The sequence below is a fragment of the Paenibacillus sp. GCM10027626 genome (genome assembly GCF_042676285.1).
GTDB lineage: Bacteria > Bacillota > Bacilli > Paenibacillales > Paenibacillaceae > Paenibacillus_Z.
The window spans coordinates 196,074-212,287 of sequence record NZ_JBHTHC010000013.1 but is presented as its reverse complement, the minus strand read 5'-3'; the positions used below and the strand labels follow the sequence as shown (position 1 = coordinate 212,287).

The 16,214-nt window shown below is 47.6% G+C and carries 19 protein-coding genes; all 19 read right to left on the bottom strand.

The window, feature by feature from the left end:
• Positions 1–9: 9 nt before the first annotated feature.
• Positions 10–1,242 carry a flagellin lysine-N-methylase gene (fliB, locus tag ACFQ0N_RS23910; protein ID WP_379330983.1) on the bottom strand — a complete coding sequence of 411 codons (1,233 nt, stop codon included), beginning with the start codon at positions 1,240–1,242 and terminating at the stop codon, positions 10–12.
• Positions 1,243–1,262: 20 nt separating this feature from the next.
• Entirely contained in the window at positions 1,263–1,595 is a 333-nt protein-coding gene (gene fliT, locus ACFQ0N_RS23905) for a flagellar protein FliT (protein WP_379330981.1), read from the bottom strand.
• Positions 1,588–1,977, bottom strand: a complete 390-nt coding sequence (gene fliS, locus ACFQ0N_RS23900; protein WP_379330979.1) for a flagellar export chaperone FliS — start codon at positions 1,975–1,977, stop codon at positions 1,588–1,590. The genes fliT and fliS overlap by 8 nt, the downstream gene beginning before the upstream one ends.
• Positions 1,978–1,992: 15 nt before the next feature.
• Positions 1,993–3,498 carry a flagellar filament capping protein FliD gene (gene fliD / locus ACFQ0N_RS23895; RefSeq protein WP_379330977.1) on the bottom strand — a complete coding sequence of 502 codons (1,506 nt, stop codon included), beginning with the start codon at positions 3,496–3,498 and terminating at the stop codon, positions 1,993–1,995.
• Complete coding sequence (locus tag ACFQ0N_RS23890) at positions 3,498–4,550, bottom strand: tetratricopeptide repeat-containing glycosyltransferase family 2 protein (protein WP_379330975.1); 1,053 nt, start codon at positions 4,548–4,550, stop codon at positions 3,498–3,500. The genes fliD and ACFQ0N_RS23890 overlap by 1 nt, the downstream gene beginning before the upstream one ends.
• An 8-nt stretch (positions 4,551–4,558) precedes the next feature.
• Positions 4,559–4,948, bottom strand: a complete 390-nt coding sequence (locus tag ACFQ0N_RS23885) for a flagellar protein FlaG (protein ID WP_379330973.1) — start codon at positions 4,946–4,948, stop codon at positions 4,559–4,561.
• A 157-nt stretch (positions 4,949–5,105) separates the two neighbouring features.
• Positions 5,106–5,879, bottom strand: a complete 774-nt coding sequence (locus ACFQ0N_RS23880; protein WP_379330971.1) for a flagellin N-terminal helical domain-containing protein — start codon at positions 5,877–5,879, stop codon at positions 5,106–5,108.
• A 286-nt stretch (positions 5,880–6,165) separates the two neighbouring features.
• Entirely contained in the window at positions 6,166–6,936 is a 771-nt protein-coding gene (locus ACFQ0N_RS23875) for a flagellin N-terminal helical domain-containing protein (protein WP_379330969.1), read from the bottom strand.
• A 188-nt stretch (positions 6,937–7,124) separates the two neighbouring features.
• Positions 7,125–7,895, bottom strand: coding sequence for a flagellin N-terminal helical domain-containing protein (locus ACFQ0N_RS23870; protein ID WP_379330967.1), 771 nt, complete (start codon positions 7,893–7,895; stop codon positions 7,125–7,127).
• A gap of 111 nt (positions 7,896–8,006) precedes the next feature.
• Complete coding sequence (gene csrA, locus ACFQ0N_RS23865; protein WP_379330965.1) at positions 8,007–8,255, bottom strand: carbon storage regulator CsrA; 249 nt, start codon at positions 8,253–8,255, stop codon at positions 8,007–8,009.
• A 17-nt stretch (positions 8,256–8,272) separates the two neighbouring features.
• A complete protein-coding gene (fliW, locus tag ACFQ0N_RS23860) occupies positions 8,273–8,707 on the bottom strand; it encodes a flagellar assembly protein FliW (protein WP_379330963.1) in 435 nt (144 codons plus the stop codon).
• A gap of 119 nt (positions 8,708–8,826) precedes the next feature.
• Entirely contained in the window at positions 8,827–9,396 is a 570-nt protein-coding gene (locus tag ACFQ0N_RS23855) for a DUF6470 family protein (RefSeq protein WP_379330961.1), read from the bottom strand.
• Between the two features lie 11 nt (positions 9,397–9,407).
• Positions 9,408–10,316: a flagellar hook-associated protein FlgL gene (gene flgL / locus ACFQ0N_RS23850; protein ID WP_379330959.1), complete on the bottom strand. Its 909-nt coding sequence runs from the start codon at positions 10,314–10,316 to the stop codon at positions 9,408–9,410.
• A 30-nt stretch (positions 10,317–10,346) separates the two neighbouring features.
• Positions 10,347–11,879 carry a flagellar hook-associated protein FlgK gene (flgK, locus tag ACFQ0N_RS23845; RefSeq protein WP_379330957.1) on the bottom strand — a complete coding sequence of 511 codons (1,533 nt, stop codon included), beginning with the start codon at positions 11,877–11,879 and terminating at the stop codon, positions 10,347–10,349.
• A gap of 15 nt (positions 11,880–11,894) precedes the next feature.
• Entirely contained in the window at positions 11,895–12,395 is a 501-nt protein-coding gene (locus tag ACFQ0N_RS23840; protein WP_379330955.1) for a flagellar protein FlgN, read from the bottom strand.
• Between the two features lie 125 nt (positions 12,396–12,520).
• Positions 12,521–12,787, bottom strand: a complete 267-nt coding sequence (gene flgM, locus ACFQ0N_RS23835) for a flagellar biosynthesis anti-sigma factor FlgM (RefSeq protein WP_379330954.1) — start codon at positions 12,785–12,787, stop codon at positions 12,521–12,523.
• A gap of 103 nt (positions 12,788–12,890) precedes the next feature.
• Positions 12,891–13,298: a TIGR03826 family flagellar region protein gene (locus ACFQ0N_RS23830; RefSeq protein ID WP_379330952.1), complete on the bottom strand. Its 408-nt coding sequence runs from the start codon at positions 13,296–13,298 to the stop codon at positions 12,891–12,893.
• A 109-nt stretch (positions 13,299–13,407) separates the two neighbouring features.
• Complete coding sequence (locus ACFQ0N_RS23825) at positions 13,408–14,196, bottom strand: ComF family protein (RefSeq protein ID WP_379330950.1); 789 nt, start codon at positions 14,194–14,196, stop codon at positions 13,408–13,410.
• Positions 14,186–16,123: an ATP-dependent helicase ComFA gene (locus ACFQ0N_RS23820; protein WP_379330948.1), complete on the bottom strand. Its 1,938-nt coding sequence runs from the start codon at positions 16,121–16,123 to the stop codon at positions 14,186–14,188. Before ACFQ0N_RS23820 ends, ACFQ0N_RS23825 begins: the two co-directional genes overlap by 11 nt.
• Between the last annotated feature and the right edge of the window lie 91 nt (positions 16,124–16,214).

Here is a 16,214-nt window from a genome sequence, read left to right as displayed (position 1 = left end):
AGCATATCGTTAGTGCATAATCAGCAAGGATAGATGGCCTAGCTCGATGTTTTCGTTTTTGCATTTGTCTTTAACAATTTGCTTGAATTTTTTGGCATGCTCAAAATTGCGTGTGAAGGACTGCACCAGCTTAATCGCCAGATCGGGGGTCAATCCTCTATGTACAGCCGACATGCCGATTAAATGCGTCCGTATTAAAGCATACGAGATCCCTAACTGCAGGACAGACCCAAACATATTGGAATTTGCCGACAGCGGGAACATACTGTTGTATATTTGGTTTACCAGATAGTTTTCCATAATGTATTCATGCTCGACATCAAAAGGTTGGTAATACTCAGCATAAATTCTGTCATAGTATTCAATCAACTCATCTAAGCTTCCGTTACCGCCTGCTTGCATCCCTTCAATATATTCGTCCAGACATTCTTTATAACGTATATTGTGCCATAAGTTCTGTATCATGACTGTCTGGAGCAGATCATTGAGAAAACGGAGCTGAAACTGATGATTAACTGGAAAAATGGCGGTAGCGGCAATTCCTTGCTCGCTGGAAAGCTCAATACGAAACTGATCAATTAATTGGGTTAGCGGGTAATCTTTGTTGATTTTTAATGAATCGTCGACTCGATCGGCAAACACGGCCAGCTGCATAAAACGGTGCGGGAGAGAAAACCGGCGGTTTTGGATAATTTCAATGGCGAGCACGCGCAGCTCCCAAAACTGCTTATATTGTGGCGATGCTTCAGTTTGTTTCGGGTTGACCCGCGCAGACCACTGCAAATTTGTGGCGGTAAGCGGCTCCTCATAAACGAAATCAATACCTTCCGGGTTAAGCAAAGCTATTCTGGCAGCCTCAGGGCATGATAAGACTGCTGATACCTCTTGTTTTCCTGCGATTTCATTCACCGTGCGCGGATAGGTTGCGCAAGTTTGCGATAAATAAGCTTCGCCCAGCTCTTTTTGAATGGAGCAAAGCCCATCCGCATAGAAGCAGCAAGCCCCTGTCTTTTGGTTCAGCTTCATAACTGCATAGTTCGATTTTGTGCGCTCATTCGCTTTATTCACCTTCACGTCGCTTTTAAGCTGTGCTGAAAGCGTCGGATGCTCCACGCGCTTGTACTTCATAAAGGTCTCTTGATCGACCCAAATCGACCACAATGCACAGCAGGTATCCTCACACTCAGCGCCGATACATTTGAATTCACGCATATATGCAGGCATAAGTGTTTTATTATCCATCTTCATCCCAGTCCTATCTGTCAGTTTCGCTTGTCAAACATAATCGCATCATAAGCGCTTGAGTTATCGTATGCAGCCTTCTGCCTCTTGACATTATTTATGCGCAGCAATCCCTCTTGCGCCTCTTCTTTCATCCGCTCCATATGCCGGACGATGATAGAATCGTACTCCATAATTGCTTTAACCGCTTGCTTTTGCGAAGGCAATAGCTTCCCGTACTCAGCGATTTGATCGACGAGGGCTTGTCTTAAATCGACAAGCCGCTCGAATCGCTCATAATCGTTGTCCTCCGTCTGTTCAAGGCGGCTTAGGAGCTCCGTCTCGTGCAACACTGCTTGCAAGAGCTCATGCATGCTCGACTTTCCTTGTCTGCGCTGCCGGATTTTCAGCGATCATCCACGCTTCCTTCAAATCAGTCAAATGCTGCAAAACTTCTAATGCAGGCGCCGTGCTTTTGCGAACATTAGCTGTAATTAGCTGATGCAGCATATATTCATAGATTTGATTCAAATTTGCCGCAATTGGGTATTGAAAGTCTAGTGAAGCAACAAGTTCATGAATAATATTTTGCGCTTTAATGAGATTATGATTAGCCTTTTCTATATCTTTGCTTTCAATAGCCTCAACGCCTTGTTTCACAAATCGGATCGCACCGTCATATAGCATAATTGTCAATTTTCCAGGGGAGGCCGTCTGTACAGAGGATTGCTGGTATTTCTGATATGGTGTTATCATCTCATTCATCACTCCTTATTGCGTTGCCCCAAATAAACTAGAAGACTGAGAATTAAACCGGTTAATCGCTTTCTCCATCGCTGTAAATTTTTTATAATAGCTGGTTTCCAACATTTTCATGCGTGCAGCTTCAGTACTGATGCGAAGATCAATATCGCGCAGGTTTTTGCCGATTAAGCTGGTTGGAGCAAAGGTAGCCTTCTCATCCATGCTGAATTTAGGTGTGCCCGCTTTTTCAGCCAGCCCTTCAATTGCCGTCATTACTGCTTTCGATAGACGATTAAACAGCCCTGCTTCCGGATCTGTCGGCGTATTTTTTTTAGACGCATCCGTTTCAGTCGATTGCTGAGTAAAGAACTTCATCACTTGCTCCGGGTTGGCCTCAATAGCGGCGCGCAGCTTGTCTTCATTCTTCAGCACCAGCTTGCCGCGCTCACCCCACTCGCCGGTTTCAATTCCGAGCGATGACAAATCAATTCCCGTTCCCCCTACCTTGACACTAGTCATGGAGCTCAAACGAATATTGGTTGCCAGCGTTGAAAGGGCAATATCATTGCGCAGCAAACCGCTCTTCGCCTTATCTTCCCACAGCTTGATTTCGTCCTCTTTCATTTCTTTGCGCTGATCGTCGGTCAGAGGGGCATATTTTCTGAACCGTTCCTCGCCTAACTTGCTGTTTAGACTATCGAGCAATTCATTGTAATCTTTAATGAAGGATTTAATATTGTCTACGATTTTGTCCGTATTGCTCGTAACGTTCAAGGTTGCAGCTGTTCCGTTCGTCTTGCCGTTGAGTGTAATTTCGATGCCGTTCTCTGTAAACGTATTGCTGGACCGGGTTGTCGAAATGCCGTTGATGGCTACCTGCGCATCCTTGCCGGCCACTACGTCCGACATTTTAACGAAACTTTCTATTAATTTCCCTGAAAAATTAAGACTGTTGTCTAATCCGCTTTCTTTGGAAGTCATTGACATTCCACCAGTAGCGTAATCAAAAAATACGTTGGCGGATGTGCTGGAATTAATCGTTGTCACGACGGAAGCTAATGTATCCGATTCATTGAATTTCAGGTCGGTTCCATTTATATTAATGACTATTTTATTATCTGTATCTAGATCAAAGTTAATTTTCCCCAGCTGCTTCAATTCACCAAGTGTCTTACTTGTGTCCACAGCTCCAATTCCGGTCGTACTCTTGACTGTCGAGGCAGTTGCAAGCTCTGTAACTTCAACCGTCATGTTCCCTGATGTAGCGGAACCCGTTGCTTTAGCCGAAACAGCCCCTGAATTCCCCGTCACATTTACTTGCTTGGCACTGAGAGAGCCGCTCAAGCCATAATTAGACAGCTTGTTATTCCGAAAATCGATCAGCTTAATGTTGATGTCCCGATACTGCTCGCGCTGCCACTCCAATGTCTTTTTTTGCTGATTTAATTTATTGAGCGGCGCTCGTTTAGCAATCATCAGCTCTTTGACCATTGCATCAATATCGAGCCCTGAGGCGAATCCTGATATTCTCATCATAATCCCTCCAATTTCTTTTTTGCAGGTTCGAATCCGTATGATGACGACAATACGTAGTATTCAGTCGCTTTTTCTTGCAGGCCGGTCGTTTCGTAAAAGACCGCCAGATTATATGCTGCCATAAATGTAGAAGTACCTATTACAACTTCTTTTGCTTGATGTTTGCCCATCTCCAGACAGGTTAGGTAGCATTGTTCAATATCCCCAATTACAGAATGATCATTTGTATCAATCGCGTAATCTAGCAGAAACAACGCTGTTGCAAAGCAAAAATCAGGCGAGGTATCAAACAACTCTGCATGACCCTCTACTAAATCGAATGCTGTCACATATTTTTTGGTATGTGTGAGTACTTCCAGAAGTTCAAGTATAACCTCCAAAGCATAGGGAGTGGGGCCACTTAAATTTTGATAAGCTTCCAATAAATAATTTCCTGCTGCTTCATACTCATTATTGCCGCGATACTGCTTTCCCAATTGGAACAACAAATACGGGTCACCCGGATGCTGCTTCACCTCTTGCAGAAGCAATTTAATATTGCGTTCCGATTTTTCTGTCATGTAATACCCGTCATGCATCACCAGTGCACCTGTATCACATCTTGGCAGATCAGACACCAACTGCTCATGAATTCTTCCCATATATCGGATATGACGCGGAAATAACCGCGAACTGCTGTACTGTGAGCTTTGCGTCAAACCATCCTTGACGAATCGGGCAATGAACTCGAATCGCCCAATTTGTTGCCCGCGACTGATAAATTCCCGAATAACATCAGCGTAATCCTCTGCAAAATACTCATCTGCATCGAGTACTACTACCCAGTCACCGCTCGTCTTCTCAATGGAGAAATTGCGCGCTGCCGAAAAATCATCACACCATTCAAAATCATATACAACTGCACCATTGTCCCGTGCAATTTCTCTTGTCCGATCCGTAGATCCAGTATCCACTACAATCATTTCGTCGACCAGTGTCGAGACACTTTTCAAGCAGCGATCCAAATATTGTTCTTCATTTTTGGCGATCATAGCCAACGAGAGCATCATCAATCTCCTCATACCTTCTCATCAATAAGAATTCCATTGATCTCCATAAATTTGGCCACCAAGTCCAATGTCTTCTCCGGCGGCACTTCGCGGATAAGATCTCCGGTATCTTTGTCCAGTACCTTGATGACGATCGCATTTGTTTCTTTATGAACCGACATCTCAAACAAAGTATCAGGACCTTGAATCACCTTTAGAACCCGCTCGATGTTGCGGATCACTTGCTCATCGCCAATTGTTACCTTAGTCCCGCTTAATTCTGCTTTGGCAAGAGCTTTTACGGAGCTAATATTGTTGAGGTTAGCTGCCGGTGCGCTCCCACGCGTTTCCCCCTCGCCATTATGCCGATCATTAACGTAACCAGTCATTCCATTGACAGAACCAATATTCATCGACATTGTAACACCTCGCCCGATATTATTTATTCTACTTTCTATATCGGTATCAGCGCCGTACAATATTAGAAGTATTTGAAGTCCGCACGCAAATATTGCAGTTTCGATGAATTGCAAACAAAAAGACCCCTTAAGCAGGGGTCTCCAACTAAAACTAATATTAGCGTAGCAGCGTAAGAACACCTTGAGGCTGCGAATTCGCTTGTGCAAGCATCGCTTGGGAAGCCTGCAGCAGAATGTTGTTCTTCGTAAGCTCCACCATTTCCTTCGCCATATCTGTGTCGCGGATTCGCGATTCAGATGCCGACAGGTTCTCTACTGTCGTCCCCAGGTTGTTGGAAGTGTACTCCAGCTGGTTTTGAACCGCACCCAGCTTCGCGCGCTCTGTCGAAGCATTCGTGATTGCTTTTTCAATATCAGTAAGACCTTTGCTGGAATCAAGTCCTGTAATATCTGTTCCATCAATACCTTTGATCGCAATGATTTGTGTGCTGTCATTGGATTGAATATTAATATCAGTTGCGCTTGTAATTGAGATGCCATTGAATTTGGTGTCGCCCAGGATGTTGTCAATTTGCTCGCCTAGCGCATCCAGTTCAACATCGATGTTCGCTTTATCTGTTGCCGAGTACGTGTCGTTTTTCTTCTGAACGTTCAACTCTTTCATGCGAGTCAGCATGGCGCTCACTTCGTTCATCGCGCCCTCTGCTGTTTGTACGAAGGAGATACCGTCTTGTACGTTCTTTTGCGCTTGCTCCAAACCGCGGATTTGTCCGCGCATTTTTTCAGACACTGCCAAACCTGCCGCATCGTCAGCCGCACGGTTGATGCGAAGACCCGAGGACAGTTTTTCCATCGATTTGCCTGCTGCTACATTGTTCAGGCTCATGTTGCGGTGGTTGTTGATCGCCGTAATGTTATGATTAATACGCATAGCTAGTTTCCTCCCTGAGTTTTATCTGCCCACATCCTTGTGGTAACCGGCTAAGTCGGCCGTACTTAACCAGTCATACTTCTCTTATCGACATATGCTGCTAATTTGTTTATAGCTCTCTCACTTTTTCTAGTTCCTGCAATCAAGAAGAAACGGCAGAAGCCGTTCTTGGCGCGAGGCAAGTTTCTTCCCTTTGAAATATAAGCTGTGTATAAGGTGAAACTTATACTTTCTTATATTTAGAAACAGACCTCCGAAAATCGGAGGTCTGTTTTGGCAATTTCTCTTAGCGCAGCAGTGTAAGAACGCCTTGCGGCTGCGAGTTCGCTTGTGCCAGCATCGCTTGGGATGCTTGCAGCAGGATATTGTTTTTGGTAAGCTCGACCATTTCTTTCGCCATATCGGTATCGCGGATACGCGATTCGGAAGCCGACAGGTTCTCGACTGTTGTACCCAGGTTGTTCGAGGTGTACTCCAGCTGGTTTTGAACCGCACCCAACTTCGCGCGCTCAGTCGAAGCATTCGTAATTGCTGTTTCAATGTCATCCAATGTGGAATCTTTAGTCAGGCCGCTAATATCTGCATCGTCAATACCGTTAATTGTAATTTGTTGTGAAGAATCATTGGATTGAATATTAATCGTGCCGCCTTTAATTTCAATACCGTTGAATTTGGTGTCAGTCAAGATATTGTCGATTTGTTTGCCAAGCGCATTCAGCTCAACATCAATGTTCGCTTTATCCGTAGTCGAGTATGTGTCGTTTTTCTTCTGAACGTTCAGTTCTTTCATGCGAGTCAGCATCGCGCTTACTTCGTTCATTGCGCCCTCTGCCGTTTGTACAAAGGAGATACCGTCTTGTACGTTCTTTTGCGCTTGCTCCAGACCGCGGATTTGGCCGCGCATTTTCTCGGACACTGCCAAACCTGCTGCATCGTCAGCCGCGCGGTTGATGCGAAGACCCGACGAAAGCTTTTCCATCGATTTGCCTGCCGCTACGTTGTTCAAGCTCATGTTGCGGTGATTGTTGATTGCCGTAATGTTGTGATTAATACGCATAACTAGTTTCCTCCCTGAGTTTTTATCTGCCCACATCCTTGTGGTATCTGGCTAAGTCGGCCGTACTTAACCAGTCATATTTCTCTTATCGACATATGCTGCTAATTTGTTTATAGCTCTCTCGCTTTTTCTAGTTCCTGCAATAGAAAAAGACCTCCGAAAATCGGAGGTCTCTCTGTGTAATTCGATTAGCGCAGCAGTGTAAGAACGCCTTGCGGCTGCGAGTTCGCTTGTGCCAGCATCGCTTGGGAAGCCTGCAACAGAATGTTGTTCTTCGTAAGCTCCACCATTTCCTTCGCCATATCTGTATCGCGGATACGCGATTCGGATGCCGACAGGTTCTCTACTGTCGTACCCAGGTTGTTGGACGTGTACTCCAGCTGGTTTTGAACCGCACCCAACTTCGCACGCTCTGTCGAAGCATTCGTAATTGCCGTTTCAATAGCAGCCAAATCGGAACCTTTAGTCAGACCGGTAATTCCTGTTTCAGTAATGCCGTTAATTGTGATTTGCTGCGAAGAGTCATTCGATTGAATCTTAACAGTACCGCCTTTAATCGAAATACCATTAAAGGTTGTATCTTTAAGAATGTTGTCAATTTGTGTGCCCAGCGCATCCAGCTCGACATCGATGTTAGCTTTATCTGTAGTGGAGTATGTGTCGTTTTTCTTCTGAACGTTCAGCTCTTTCATGCGAGTCAGCATGGCGCTTACTTCGTTCATTGCGCCCTCTGCCGTTTGTACGAAGGAGATGCCGTCTTGTACGTTCTTTTGCGCTTGCTCCAGACCGCGGATTTGGCCGCGCATTTTTTCGGACACTGCCAGACCTGCCGCATCGTCAGCCGCACGGTTGATGCGAAGACCCGAGGACAGTTTTTCCATCGATTTGCCTGCTGCTACATTGTTCAGGCTCATGTTGCGGTGATTGTTGATTGCCGTAATATTGTGATTAATACGCATGTTGGGTTTCCTCCCTGAATTGTCATCTGCCCACATCCTTGTGGTAACCGGATAAGTCGGCCGTACTTAAACCGGTTATACCCCTTTTATCGGCATGTATCACTGGTTTATTTATAGCTCTTCATCAATTTCTTTCAATCGCTGCAATTTCGTATTTAATAGATCCAGCTCGATCGCAGGGGCTGCGGCCTCCTGATTCGATTCTTTCACCATCAAATAGATTTCCTTGCGCAAAACTTCGATTTCCTTGGGGGCTTTTATCCCGATCTTAACGGCATCGGAATTGACCTCCAGCAGGGTGATTTCAATATCATCCCCGATAATTATCGCTTCGCCCTTCTTGCGTGATAATACAAGCATCAGCGCTCCCCCTTCTCCTAACGCTGCTCCACTTTTTGAAACAGCGGTTGCCTAGTCGAATATGTTGTACTGCCCAACACTACCTGCTTTGCCGCCCGGGTTTCTTTATTAATAACAAGCGGGGCTGCCAGGTTCAGCGTTGCATGCTTCAATTCGCCAGGGATACTTACGATCGACCGGATCATGACATTTGCTTCAGAGACAGACAGCTCTGCGGCAGTAGCGTCAGGAAGCTCGAATTCATACTGAGGGAGGAACTGAAAAGGATCTACGACAATAAACATGAGATCCGGATTTGCAATTGCCTGCAGAAATTCAAACGGTCGGTTTGACTCCAACGATAACAGTGCAAACTGGGTCTCCTCTTCAAACCCTGGAATACCCTTGGAAAAGTAAAGTAGGCTCTCTTCTTGAATCTCCATTTCACCAAGTCTGCTGCTCACTAGCTTCATAGCATTCTCCTCCATTCCTTCTCATCTTAGCTGCTAGAAATAGAAAAAGCTATATACAGCGGCTCAGCTTTGTATATAGCTTGCATATCGAAATTTTTGATGCGGTTGGAATAGCAGCGCTACGCTCTAATATCAACATTTGGCACATAAAATTGTACGCGGGGATATTGCTCCATCGTAACTTTTACATCTCGGCGCTGGTATTCAATCTCCGGTCTGTTCACTTGCACCCGGACATCAACGCGGCCAGGCGTCACCTCTACATCAGGTTTATGAACGGTAAAGTGAATGTCCACATTGTGAGGCGTCGCCGGTCCGAATATTTGGAGAGGCGCTTTCGGCTCAAAAGCAGCTTCATATGCCAGATCAGGAATAGGATTGCGCTGAATCCGCAAATCTCCCATTTGATTTCCTCTCTCTACAATCCGGGCAATCGCCTGCAAAGCGATTTCAGGCATTTGGGAGTAAATTTTGTTCCAAAACACTTCAGGCTTGCCGCCGTTAAAAGCCTCCCACATCCGGCTGGAGTCAATGTCCAGATCCGGAGCCGGCGTAGAAGCACTGATTTGCGGTCTCGTTGTTTCAATTTGCAGATCAGCTGGCCGGGAACGAATATTATAGTGCCCAAGCTCCGATTCAATCGCAATTTTCCCCTGTTGAGAAGTCGCTTGAATGATAGGAAGACGCATATTATTCTCCTTTAGCGGAGGAAGTCAACCAAGGTGGGAGTAATGATTTTCGCCCCTACAGACAGCGAGGCCTGATAGATGTTTTCATTGATTTTGGTTTGAATGAGCAGCTTTTCATAATCAGCATCCTCAGCCTTGGATTGCATATCCGTCAAATTGATTTCCAGGTCGCTCAGCCGGTTTTGCATCAGCTCGACGCGGTTTACCCGTGCACCGATTTCCGATCTCGCATTCAATACTTTATCCATACGCGAATCGATATTTGCCAGCTCCGCAGCTACACCGCTATGGCTTTCGCTGTCGATCGCAGATACAATTCGATCAAGAATGGCAAATACATTATCTCCATCGCCAGTTTCGCCAAACAGCTCGTTGCCCGTTATATTAATCGGCAGCACAACGCCTACTCCCAGTGCATATGCCACGCTTTTGTCGTCAGTTACGACCATCTTCGGATCGAAATTGGCGGCTTCCGTGTCATAGGGAGGTTTATCGAACAGTTGGCCATTGAACACATACTTTCCGTTTAGCTTACTATTGGCAATATCAACGAGCTGTTCTTTCAGCTGCAAAATTTCGGCCTTTACCGCGTCCAGTGCATAGCTCGGATTGGTGCCGCTGGATGCCCCGACCGCCAATTCCTTTACCCGATGCAAAACTTGCCCGGTCTGGTCCGTGACAGCATCATTAAAATCCAGCCAAGAAAGAGCGGAATCGACATTTTTTTGATACTGCTCATTAGAGGCCAGCTCGGTCCGGTAACGGAGCGAATAAGTGATCCCTACCGGATCATCGGAGGGCTTATTAATTTTATGTCCAGTGCTCGATTGATTTTGCAGCTCTTCCATTCGAATTAAATTTCGATTTAAATTCCTGGACAATTGTGCATGCATCATCCCAGGCGTTACACGAAGCGCCATAACTGCTTCCCCCTAAATAATAATTTGTGATTATCGACCGACTACTCCGGTTCCGTTAATTAACTTATCGATCATTTGGTCGAACGTGGTCATAAATCTTGCAGCAGCGCCGTATGCATGCTGAAATTTGATGAGATCAGACATTTCCTCGTCCAGAGAGACACCGCTAACAGACTGCCGATTGCTGTCAACCTGATCCATTTGTGCGACGGAGTTATAATATTGGCGGCTTGCCTCCTGCGCATTGACACCGAGCGCCCCGACCATTGCATTATAAAAGTTGTTGAGTGTTGCTTCGGTAACCCCGTTCCCGGTAGCACTCTGATCAAATTTAAATTCGACTTCCTTTATTTCGGACATCAACAAAGCGAGTGTATTGTTGCCCTTGACAACAGTCGTGACCCCATTTTCCGTAATCGTTCGCATGGAAGTGGCAATTTTATTCGTATCCGCTGCAATTAGCGGATTGACTTGAATACTCGCTGCCGTAATGCCGTCTGCGCCTGGCTTAAAGGTGAAGAAATCGAGCCCGTTTGCAGCCGGCTGCTCCAATGTGTAACCTAGCTTATGAAGCCCGTTCAAGCCCTTCACGGTAATCGTCTCCGGCGCAGTGATCGGCACCGTCGTTCCCGGTTTGACAGTGCCCGCCGGAAGCGTAATTTGTATTTCACCATTAGCCAGCGTATTGGCGAATGTATCCAGCTGTCTCACATAATTAGCAACATGCACATCGCGTGAAACAAACATCCCGTATATTTCGCCGTTATTAAGATCCCCTGACTGGAAGGCTCCTTGCAATGAAGCTGCTGATAGTTCTCCATAGGTGTCCCCCTCCACCAGCAAGACGCCTCCCATAGAAATCGAGTAGCCGTCAGCCTGCTCCGTAACCTGCACGTTCACAATTTGCGACAGCTGATCCGCAAGCAAATCCCGCTGGTCTCGCAAATCATTCGCATGATCACCAAGCGCCTCAATTTTACGGATTTCGAGGTTCAGGGAAGCAATCGTTCGAAGCATCGTATTAGCTTCTGTCGCCTTCACTTCGATATTGGTGGTTAAATCTGCAGTCAGATCCGATAAACGTTTGCTTGCCTGATTGAAAGCATCAGTAAGCGCCATAGCTGTTTCGCGCACAATTTTTCTTCCTGTAACATTTTCCGGATCTTTGCTCAAGTCAGACCATGCTTGATAAAACTTGTCCAATACTGTACGGATGCCAGTATCCGAAGGCTCGTTAACAACCCCCTCCAATTTATTCAAGGTATCGGCTTGTACGGACCAGTTGCCTACATACTTGCTTTGGTTGCGGAATTGATCGTCAAGAAACCCCGTTCGAATCCGGTTAATGGCCGTAAATTCAACCCCTGTCCCTAACTGGCCCGGGGCTGTTGAGCGGCTCATGCCAAAAGCTTCGATCGGACGCGATGCAACGCTTGATACGCGCTGGCGGGAATACCCCAATGTGTTCGCATTTGCAATGTTATGTCCGACGGTATTAATCGATGCTTGCTGGGTAAATATACTTCTCTTCGCGGTTTCCAGGGAATGAAATGTGGATCTCATCACTATGCTCCTCCTCTAACCTCTCGTATCGAATATCCCGTTTCTTACCCCTCCGTATGTCGGGTTCTTCGGGTGCTGGTAAGTGATCGCCTCAGTCGGATCATCAATAAGGAGATCAATGGAATATTCAATAAACTGAAGCGACTGTGCAATCAGCTGCTGATTAAGCTCGTTCACTTTCCGGATTTCCCCGAGCAAACTGGAAAGCTGCTTTTGATAGTGCAGCAGTTTTGTCTTTTCTTCCGCATTCGTTACAATGCGGACCATATCCGAAATCGTCCCTGCCCGGCTGCGAATAATGCCGCATTTCAAAAAGTATTTGTTAGTAAGCCGAATGCGTTCTTGTTCGAGCGCTTCCGCAATTTGCAGCTGCTGCCTTTCCTTTTTCATAAACACATTGAGCTGCTCGACATCATTGCTAATAAGAATGGTTCGTTTCTGATTGATCAAATCCAGTAATGATCCATAATGTTCCAATTGCTTTTCTAGTATTTCTAAAATCTCATTTATAGACATAACTGGACTTCACCCTTCCACCTATTTGGACGATTCGAGAAGAAACGGCTGACGCCGTCCTTCGCGCGAGGCAAGTTTCTTCCCCTTAGAAATATAAGCTAAGCATAGAGGTAACTTATACTTGCTTATTTTTTCAAAAACGGCCATACTTTTTCGGCAATCTTGCCTGCATCGACATGATAAGTGCCGGAGCTTACTTCCTGTTTTAAAGCTTGTACCCGCTTCGCACGCTCGGTATCATTTGCGCGGCTATAGGACAGCATCTCCTGCGCCTCGGCAGAAATTTGCACCTCATCGCGGCTGCGCTTGCGCTCCGTCTGACCGGTTCGCTGCTCCTGATTTTGCTTATACGGATTGACTGCTCCGATCCGTTGTATTTCATTAATTTTCATCGCTCATCCCTCCAACATCGCCAACTATATAAAAAGCCGATAAACTCTATATGAGTATTATCGGCATAGGTGTATAAAAATTTATAGAATCGCCGCAATACTGTCAACTTCGGTCACGCAACCGATCCATAATCCGGTAAACGGCCGACGCAGTCCCTTCAGTATCTTTAGCCAGCTTGCCTTGCGCCTGGCCAATATCATGCTGCAACCGCGAGCGGCAGTTCCCGCATAAGTTGCCTTCACGAATCGGTATACCACATACTTCGCATGGATAGCCCAGATTGGGGGCGCCTACAAGAGAAATGCGGCCCTCGCGAATAAACTTTGTAATTTGCTTTATGCTGACATTAGTTGCGTCAGACAGCTCATGAATGGTTGCACCTTTATTTTTCCGCAAATATTCGGCACACTCGGTATATTCTCTATCGACATCTTTTATGCATGCCGGACACAGCTCGCGAAAATTTTTGGCAAATAGCTTCCCACAACGAGGACAGTTATCAAGCTCCATTTTTATTGCCCCCTTTCAGGCACCTTACGATAATCATATTTTATCAACTATATCGGCATATTTCATCTTTTTTTAAAGAGCTGATCTTGGACATTAACGCTTCGTCCCGCTACGAACGGGCAAGTGTCAGGACGTAAATTTCCGCACGGATCGTTGGATAGCTATGCCGGATGCAATTTGTGATCGCAGCGGCACAAGCATTAACTGTACTGCCCGTCGTATATATATCGTCGACAATCAGCAAGCGCACAGGGGAGGGCTGCCCGTTCCGCATTAGTTTGGCCATCCATTCCTCGTGCACCGCAAACAGATTGTATGTATTATCCATCCGTTCCCGCCGCGTTTTGCTGCTTTGCTTGTCGCTATGGCGGTTGCGCAGCAACAAGGGAGTTAGCTTGATTCGCTGCTTGCCTGCTACCGCGGCGGCGAGCTGCTCGGCCTGATTAAATCCCCGCTCCAGCAGCCGTTCTTCACTTAACGGTACAGGAATTATAGCGTGAAAATGGAAGCCGGCCTGCCGCGCCCGCATTTCTCCTATCATATGCCGAAATTTGTAATTAAGGATCGTTCCAAAGAGGGCAGCCAGCGCCTCATCCCCCCGATATTTGTAACGGGCGATCCATTCTCGCGTTTGTTCATTATAGTGAACGGCACTTCTATTGCATACAAAGAAGGTCATCGCACGCCGGGCGCAATCGTCGCAGCGCTCCCCTCTCCCGCATACCGGGCACACCGCAGAATGAATCCATGGTACAAGCCTGCCGCACTGCTGGCATAACAAAGGCAAACTGTCCCTCACTCTTCTGAATGGGCGCTGACAGGCATAACAAAGCGATGACTTGGGCGACAGTAAAGCAAATCCGCAATCCAGCAAACTTCGCCAGCTTTTATTTATCAATATTCCTGTTCCCCCTCCTATCCGGCACTGTAATCAGATACCCTTGCCGCCGCGCAAGCCGATTCATCTCCACGATTTGCCGAATCGCCAGCTTCTGCGACCGATTGAGCGCCGGAGCGCAAAAGTAGACATTGCCTGCCGGGTCATCCTTTGAGCGGCCAGCCCGGCCGGCCATTTGCACGAGCGAGGCTTCGTCGAAAAGCTTCCCGTCCGCATCCAAAATCATGACATCACTTTTCGGAACCGTCACTCCCCGTTCCAATATTGTGGTCGTCACTAATAATCGAATGTGACATTGACGGAACTGCTGCACCTTGTCTGCACGTTCCTCATCCTTGGAGGAGGTGCCATCAATTGCGATCTTTGGAAAAGCGCGGCGGAGCTGCTCAACTAATGGAGCAATATGACTAATCTTTTGTACAAAGACGAAAAGCTGCGCTCCCCTGTCCAGTGAATGCCGGGCAGCGCTTATGACTTTCGCAGGGAGCTGCCGCTGCGCAATAAGCGAATATACGGGAGCAGCTTTAATGTATGCAGGTACGGGCAAAGGATGCCGATGAAAACGGACGGGAACGCGCACATAAGGCAGTTTCCTCCGCCTGGCCGCCCGCTGCAGCTCCGCCGGCGGCGTTGCCGAAAGCAGAATCGTCGTTCCCTCCGGCTTGCATACTTTGGCTGCCGCATAATACAGCAGCGGGTCGCCATGATAGGGAAAAGCATCGAGCTCGTCAATGACAACCAGCTCAAATGCATGCTGAAAACGAAATAATTGATGTGTAGTTGCTAATGTGATCCGCCCGCTTTCCCAGCGCTGGGCACTGCCGCCGTACAGGGTGACGAGCGTTTCAGACGGAAATGCCTTGCGCAGCCGGGGGTCCAGCTCCAGCACCACATCGCGGCGCGGTGTCGCAATGAGCGCATACCCGCCCTGCTGCAAGCAGGCCTCCACGAGCGGGAAAATCATTTCCGTCTTGCCCGCTCCAGTCACTGCCCATAATAGGAATCTGTCTGCAGCTCTGGGCCGTTGTTCAATAAAATCCAGCGCGGCTGCCGTTGCCGCTGCTTGCGCATCGCTTAGCTTCCATGGCCTGAGCCGCTCCGGGATCGCAAGCCTGCTGCCGCTCTTATTGTACGCTCCGGCCGCCGCAGTGCTGTCCCCTAAAATAAGCAAACTGCATTCGCGGCTGCGCCCCATTGACAGGCAAGCCTCGCAATAAGCACATTCGCACCCGCATGTCGCACAGCCGGTACGGCGCATTCGCGCTTCGCCACTGCCACAGCGGCGGCACCGCAGCTTGCCCTTTGTCGTCCCCCCGCGAAGCCGGCAGATCCAACGCACACCTTTGGATGGGGGCTGCACTGCTACTGAGCCTCCTAGATGCAGCAGTCCCAGTAAAGCCGCCATTTGGAGGACAGGAAGCAGTGCCGAGCTGCAGCTCTGCCCGGTCTGCCCGCTGGCCTCCAGTAACGCTAACACTTCTCCCATTAATAAAGAACGACCCCGGCACAGCTTAGCAAGCCGGAAAGCCTGCTCTGCCAGCCTCCGCGCAGCCATATAATCGCTTTTCCCCTTCAATCCAACAGAATCGTGCCGGTACATAACAACTTCGCCACGGCCAGAGCGCAGCCGCACTGTCTGCCCAACTAACCGCCGCAGCTTAGCTGCTGTAGCTCTTATGTCATTTGTCTGTCCCTGCTCCTCTGCCCAGCGCACCGCAATTTGCTCTGCATCTCCTAAAGGAACAAGCTCCGACCAAAAGAGGCAGCATACATAATTGCCGCCAGCCGTTTCACATCCTGCTGCCGCTCGCCCAACCTCCTGCCGGTAAGCAGCATCCAGCCAATAAGCATAATCAACCTCCGGCGCCATCGTCCAGCGCGCCGTTGTTTCTTTCTGCCCTACCACTACATACAGCTGCACCCTCATTAAAAGCCATCCCCTCCTGGAGCGGAATGAGAAGAAACGGCTGACGCCGACCTTAGCGCGAGGCAAGTTTCTTCCCCTGAATTTTATAGAA